8 protein-coding genes are annotated in these 6,425 nt (G+C 67.8%); 3 read left to right on the forward strand and 5 right to left on the reverse strand.

All coding sequences use genetic code 11. The features are described 5' to 3' along the window. Window positions 1-207: 207 nt before the first annotated feature. Complete coding sequence (locus TSO352_RS26415) at window positions 208-933, forward strand: hypothetical protein (protein WP_109110077.1); 726 nt, start codon at window positions 208-210, stop codon at window positions 931-933. A 15-nt stretch (window positions 934-948) separates the two neighbouring features. Here the strand turns inward: TSO352_RS26415 and TSO352_RS26420 are convergent, their stop codons facing one another. Together TSO352_RS26420 and TSO352_RS26425 are read right to left on the reverse strand one after the other, a co-directional pair. Next, a complete protein-coding gene (locus TSO352_RS26420) occupies window positions 949-1,617 on the reverse strand; it encodes a response regulator transcription factor (RefSeq protein WP_109110078.1) in 669 nt (222 codons plus the stop codon). 155 nt (window positions 1,618-1,772) lie between these two features. Next, window positions 1,773-2,810, reverse strand: a complete 1,038-nt coding sequence (locus TSO352_RS26425; protein WP_247872447.1) for an OmpA family protein — start codon at window positions 2,808-2,810, stop codon at window positions 1,773-1,775. A gap of 221 nt (window positions 2,811-3,031) precedes the next feature. On the opposite strand from TSO352_RS26425, the gene TSO352_RS26430 reads away from it, so the two are divergent. Continuing rightward, on the forward strand, window positions 3,032-4,126 hold the full coding sequence (locus tag TSO352_RS26430) for an MBL fold metallo-hydrolase (RefSeq protein ID WP_109110080.1): 1,095 nt from the start codon (window positions 3,032-3,034) through the stop codon (window positions 4,124-4,126). 25 nt (window positions 4,127-4,151) lie between these two features. On the opposite strand, the gene TSO352_RS26435 is transcribed toward TSO352_RS26430, so the two are convergent. After that, complete coding sequence (locus tag TSO352_RS26435) at window positions 4,152-4,361, reverse strand: hypothetical protein (protein ID WP_109110889.1); 210 nt, start codon at window positions 4,359-4,361, stop codon at window positions 4,152-4,154. A gap of 231 nt (window positions 4,362-4,592) precedes the next feature. Between TSO352_RS26435 and TSO352_RS26440 the strand changes: the two genes are divergently transcribed. Continuing rightward, complete coding sequence (locus tag TSO352_RS26440) at window positions 4,593-4,871, forward strand: hypothetical protein (protein WP_109110081.1); 279 nt, start codon at window positions 4,593-4,595, stop codon at window positions 4,869-4,871. 141 nt (window positions 4,872-5,012) lie between these two features. Here the strand turns inward: TSO352_RS26440 and TSO352_RS26445 are convergent, their stop codons facing one another. Next, window positions 5,013-6,113, reverse strand: coding sequence for a branched-chain amino acid ABC transporter substrate-binding protein (locus tag TSO352_RS26445; protein ID WP_109110082.1), 1,101 nt, complete (start codon window positions 6,111-6,113; stop codon window positions 5,013-5,015). Window positions 6,114-6,300: 187 nt separating this feature from the next. Continuing rightward, window positions 6,301-6,423, reverse strand: a complete 123-nt coding sequence (locus TSO352_RS34355) for a DUF6867 family protein (protein ID WP_348770670.1) — start codon at window positions 6,421-6,423, stop codon at window positions 6,301-6,303. Window positions 6,424-6,425 lie beyond the last annotated feature (2 nt).

Here is a 6,425-nt window from a genome sequence, read left to right on the forward strand (position 1 = left end):
CTTCCCTCTCTGCCCAAAGGCGGGGAGGGACTTGCCGGAACCGCTCGTCAACGGGAAAAATCTGCCGTCGTCCACGGTGGAATCTGCCGCCCGGCATCACGGCGCCAACCACAGAGCGGTTCATTCTCAACGGCTTAGCGTTGGCCCGCATCCTGCAACCCCTCCGTCCATCATCCCCCTGGGGATGCCGAACGAGGGGTACGCACCATGGTCAGCCTGTCCAATTACGCCGATGTCGGCAGCATGGCCCAGAGCCTGCAGCAGTCGATCGACGCCGCGGTCAAGCGCGTGCAGCAGCAGGCTGCCGGCACCGGCGGGGCGACGGGCAAGGTCCAGGAGTACGAGCAGTCCGTCAACAAGTCGGCGATGAACGCCGCTCCCTTCGCGACCAACATCGGCACACTGGTCAAGGACACCAGCCGGCTGAACGTCTTCAGTTCGCTGGCCTCCAACGACCCGGCCGACTTCTACAAATTCTCGGTCACCAGTGCGGGCGCGGTGACGCTGGGCACGGTGGGCGACTCCGGCGTGCGGCTGCAACTGATGGACCGCGGCGGCAAGATCGTCGCCGACAGCAACAAGGACGCCGGCGCCAGCTACGACGCGTTCCAGAAGCTGAAATCCGGCCAGATGTCGTTGGACAAGGGCGACTACACGCTGCGCGTCGCCCGCGACAAGGACGTGCCGGTCAAGGATTCCAAGAGCTACGGCGTCCAGCTGCGCATGGGCAACTACAGCAAGGACTACGACACCATCGCCAAACAGCCGGCCAAGGGCGACAACCCGTTCGGCAACAACACCAAGCTGCAAGGTCTGGCGTCGATCCTGGGCGCCGGCGGCGGTTCGACCAACGCGGCGTCGGCGCTGCTTGGCGGCGATTCGATCAGCAACTATTACGCCGGACGCGGGTCGCTGCTGAACACGGTGCTGTGAGCCGGGGGCTCCGCCTCACACCAACCGGTCGCGCCCCGATTCCTTGACCAGCAGGACCGCCTGCGTCCGGCTGCCGACGCCCAGCGCCTTCAGCACGCCAGTCACATGGGTCTTCACCGTCGACAGGTTCAGCCCCAGCCGCTCGCCGATCTCCTGGTTCGACAGCCCCTGCGCCAGCAGGTCCAGCACCTCCAGCTGGCGCCGGGTCAGCCCGTCGAACACGCTGGATGCGCTGCCGCGCCCAGCACCGCCGCCCGCCGCGGCCGGCGCCCCCGGCATGCCAAGCACCGGCGGCACATAGGACCCGCCGGCCATCACCAGCCGCAGGATGTTGACCACCAGCACGTCGTCGGTCGATTTCGGGATGAAGGCACGGACGCCGCGGGACAGGACCGCGCGCATCTCGTCCGGCGATTCGATCATCGAGAAGATGGCGACCGGCACCGGCGCCACCCGTTTGACCAGCGCCTCCACCTCGTCGAGCCCGCCAAGGCCGGGCATCCGCAGATCCATGACGATCAGGTCGAACGCAGGCGTCCCATCGTTCCTGGCGGCATCGAGGATGGCGTTCAATTGGCCGAAGCTGGTCGCCGCGACCACCGTGGCCTGTTCATCCAACTCCCCCACCAGATGGGTCAAGCCGCTGCGGACGATGGAGTGATCGTCGGCGATCAGAACCTGCATGTAACGTCTCGAACCGAAGATGCGTGGGCGCTGCACCGTCATACGCTGACGGAACGGTCCGCGCTACCTCCTTCGCACGCGCGAGGGGGGCAATCCGACGGGCAATCGTGGGGAAGGGCGCCGTCCGGCGGCCCCCTTCCCCGCGTTTCACCCGGTCAGGACACCTTGATGACGATCTGCGCCCGGCGGTTCGACGGCTCGCGCACGTTCGGGCCGGTCGGAACCATCAGCTGGTTCTCGCCGACGCCCTCGACCGTGATCAGGTTGGCCGGCGTTCCGCGCGCGACCAGCGCCCGGCGCACCGCCTCGGCCCGGCGGAGCGAGAGCCGCTGGTTGTAGGACGGCGAGCCCGAGGTGTCGGTGTGGCCGATCACCTGGATGCGGACGGCGTGGGCCCGGCCGGCCGCGGCGGCGGCATCGCCGATGATCTTGTCGGAGGTCGGGGTGATCGTCGCCTTGTCCCAGTCGAAGAACACCTGATAGTCGGTCTGCGGCTGGGTCTCGACCATCGGGGCGGCCGGGGCCGCCGCGACGGCCGGCGTCGCGCGGGCCGGGGCGCCGAAGGTGTAGCGCAGGCCGGCCAGGATGGTGTGGTTGTGGTACTCGCTCTTCGACGTCACCGGCCCCAGTTCGAATTCCGGATCGACCGTGGCGAAATAGCGGTAGTCGAGCGTCAGGGCAACGTTGTCGGTGACGGCGTAGGACGCGCCGATGATCCCCTGGTAGGCGAACACCCAATCCCGGTCGCTGGCGCCGTTCAGCGACTTCTTCACCCCGGCGACACCGGCGCCCAGGCCGATGTAGGGCGTGATCGGCAGCCCGACGTTGATGTCGTACAGCAGGTTGCCCATGAAGGCCATGGAGCTGGTCTTGCCGCCCAGCCCGTTCAGGGTCGGGGTCGAACTGCTGGTGCGGTCGACCGAATTGCGCCAGCGCCAGGCGAACTCCAGCTCGGCGCGCAGCCCCATCGCGGTGGCGTAGCCGGCCGACACGTCGCCGATGCCGCCCATCTTGAACTCCTCCGTCAGCCCGAAGCCCGGTGCCGGATAGCTGCTCAGATCGGCGTCCTGCGTCCAGTTCACGCCGGCCCCCGCGCCGACGTAGAAGCCCTCGGTCCCGGCAAACGCGGCGGTCGGAAGGGCCAGGGAGGGAACGGCGACGGTCAGCGCCGTGCCCAGCAAAATCCCACGCATCGTCATTTTCTTGTTCCCATGGTTGACGGCGTTGGCAGATCGGGACACCTCAGCCTTCGGGCGAAACGCCGTGACAGACCAGGCTCCGGCTCCGACAATGGACGGCGGGGGCATGGCTTCCAATCCCGCCGCCGCAAGGCCTTCTCGGCTGTTGCAGATCTGCCGCAGCGCACCAACCCAGATTTTCTGTCTTCATCTCAAGGACTTGGATCGAAACCGCGATGACCACTACCCCGGACGATGCGATCGACTACCCCGTCTGCGCCACCCCCGAAGCGGGCGGCTGGCAGGAGGTGGCGCCCGGCGTGCTGTGGATCCGCCTGTCCCTGCCCTTCCAGCTCGACCACGTCAATGTGTGGGCGCTGGATGGCGGCGCGGCCGGCTGGACCCTGGTCGATTGCGGGCTGGGCGATCCGCGCACCCGGGCGCTCTGGGAGGGTCTGCTGCGCGACGCGCTGGGCGGGCGGCCGGTGGAGCGGGTGGTCGCCACCCATTTCCACCCCGACCACATCGGCGCGGCCGGCTGGCTGGTGGAGCGGACCGGCGCCGCCTTCGCCACCTCGCTGACCGAATGGCTGTTCGCCAAGACGCTGTCGGCTGGGAACGACACCGCCACCGACGCCGCGGTCGAGCGCTTCTATCGCCGCAGCGGGCTGGAGGCCCCGGCGCTGGCCGCCGTGCTCGGCCGCAAGAGCGCGTACCCGCGCGGCGTTCCCAGCGTCCCGCCGACCCTGGTCCGCTTGCGGCCGGGCGACCGGCTGGCGGTCGGCGACGATGTCTGGACGGTGGTCGGCGGCGGCGGGCACACGGCGGAGCCGGTCTGCCTGCACCGGGCGGCCGGCCAGACCGAAGGCCATGGCGACGGCACTCCCGGACTGCTGATCTCCGGCGACCAGATCCTGCCGCGGATCAGCCCGAACATCAGCGTCTGGCCGACCGAGCCGGATGCCGACCCGCTGGCCGACTATCTCGACAGCCTGCGGGCGTGGTCCGCCCTGCCGGCCGACACGCTGGTCCTGCCGTCGCACGGACGGCCGTTCCGCGGGCTGCACGCGCGGGCCGAGGCGCTCGGCGCGCACCATGCGGAACGGCTGGACGAGATCGAAGCGCTGTGCGCCACGCCGCAGACCGCGGCGGCGGTGACCCGGGCGCTGTTTCCCCGGCCGCTCGACCCGCACCAGACGGTCTTCGCGCTGGGCGAGGCCGTGGCGCATCTGAACCATCTGATGCGCCAGGGGCGGCTGGAGCGGGAGACCGGTGCGGCCCCCTCCGGGGAACCGGACACCGGCGTCGACCTCTACCGGAAAGCCGGATGACGGCCGGCCGGCGCCGCGGCAACCGTCACGACTCCGTAACGATCTCGAACTGCTGAACGTCGAGCAGGGCCGACACCGACAGGGTCTTCAGCGTCTTCGGGTCGTCGGTCCGTTTCATCTGGGCGTGCTGCGTGCCCATGCCGTCCTTCCGAATGGCGATCACCTCCCAATAGCCGCCGCTGGGCGTCAGCTTTCGGTAGATCTGTCCTTCGACCACCTCGCGCTTCCTGCGCATCATCGTTCTCCAAAACCCATCCCGAACCGGCGGCAGCCGCATGGCCGCCGCGAAGGGCGCCATTGAAGCACAAAACCCCCTGGTCGTGGGGAGTGTCCGTTCGGTGACCGTTCGTAGACGTCGCGTCGATTATGCTGCGGCGCAATAGAGGCAGTGGCACCCCGGATGACCCGATGCCGCACTGCGGTTTCGGACTGGAACAAACGTCGCGGCTGTGGGTTCATTAGGGTCATGAACACCGACCTCGACGTGCTTGCCTTCGCGACTCGCCTGGTGGATGAACTGGGTGAAACCGCGATCCGAATGAGCCGCGTTCGTCTTGTCGAACTCACGGCTGCAAACCACACGCGCGCCGCCGCCTTTTGGCGGGACGTGATGCGGACTTCCGAACGGTTGCTCAACGAGCGGTCGGGCCGGCGGGTCGCATCGGCGGCGATCGCTGCGGCGCAACCCGCCGTCGGCCAGTCCGTCGCCCGGCCTGTCGCCTATGTTCCACGACCTATTCCCTGATCCGGCTGCGTGACCCGGCTGCGCCGCGACCGCGGCTTCGCAGCACCGGCATGCTTGGGTCCACCATCCGGACGTTGCACAAAAGAAAGGCCGGCACACAGCGTGCCGGCCCTTCCTTCGCGAAACGCGGGTGCGTTCGGCTTACTTCACTTCGGCATACTGGCCGTTGTGCCACTTGTACCAGACATAGGCCGGGCTGGTGACGTCGCCCTTGGCGTCGAAACCGATCTTGCCGATGACGCTGTCATAGCTGCCCTTGTGCAGAGCCTCCGCGACCTTGACCACGTCGGTCGACTTCGCCTGCTTCACCGCCTCGGCCCAGATCTGGAGCGCGGCGTAGGTGTACAGGGTGTAGCCTTCCGGCTCGTAGCCGGCCTTGCGGAACTTCTCGACCACGGCCTTGGCGTCCGGCTTTTGGCGCGGATCCGGACCGAAGGTCATCATGGTGTCTTCGCCGGCGTCGCCGGTGATCGCCCAGTACTCGTTGGTCACCAGCGCGTCACCCGACACGATGGCGGCCTTCAGGCCCTGGTCCTTCATCTGGCGGGCCAGCAGGCCGGCCTCGGTGTGGTAACCGCCGACATAGACGGCGTCCACATTGGCCTGCTTCAGCTTGGACACCAGAGCGGAATAGTCCTTCTCACCCGCCGTGTAGGCTTCGTAGATGGCTTCCTTCTGGCCGCCGGCGTTCAGCGCCTTCAGCGTCTCGTCGGCCAGCCCCTTACCATAGGCCGACTTGTCGTGCAGGATGGCGATGTTCTTGCCCTTGTACTTGTCCAGCAGATACTTGCCGGCGACGATTCCCTGCTGGTCGTCACGGCCGCAGACACGGAAGACGTTCTTCAGGCCCTGCTCGGTCAGCTTCGGGTTGGTCGAGGCCGGAGAGATCTGGAGGATGCCTTCTTCGGCATAGACCTGGCTGGCCGGGATCGACGAGCCCGAGCAGTAATGGCCGGCAACGAACTTCACACCGGCCTTGGCCAACTGGTTGGCGACGGCGACGGCCTGCTTGGGATCGCAGGCGTCGTCGCCGATTTCCACTTTCAGCTTCTGGCCCAGGATACCGCCGGCGGCGTTGATGTCCGCCACGGCCTGTTCCACGCCCTTCTTCATCTGCTCGCCGAAGGTGGCGTACTGGCCGGTCATGGGGCCGACGGTGGCCACCGCGATGTCAGCCTTGGCGGCCGTGGCGGAGAGCGCGGTCGCCGCGATCGCGGCGAGAAGGGACAGCTTGAATTTCATGGGTGTGCTTGCTCCCTGTTCTATGAGTGGTCCCTGTTGCAACATACCCCCGGCCCTTGCGGGCCTTGCCGCCGGGTCCCCTCCGGCGGTATCGATAGTACCATACTCCGAGTGGCGAAGCGTGCCACAGTTTCGCGGCCGTCCTCGGCCGTATGGCCTAACCCCAAGCGCGGTTTCCCGCTGTCCGTCACGCCTCGGTGCCGCCGCCGGACCGCTCGCGCCACCCGAAGGGGCCCGAGCGCTCGTACAGCCACGGATACTGGTTGACCATGCGCCTTGCGATGGCGACGCGGTGGGCGGTGAGGGTGATCA

This window comes from Azospirillum sp. TSO35-2, assembly GCF_003116095.1.
Taxonomy (GTDB): Bacteria; Pseudomonadota; Alphaproteobacteria; order Azospirillales; family Azospirillaceae; genus Azospirillum.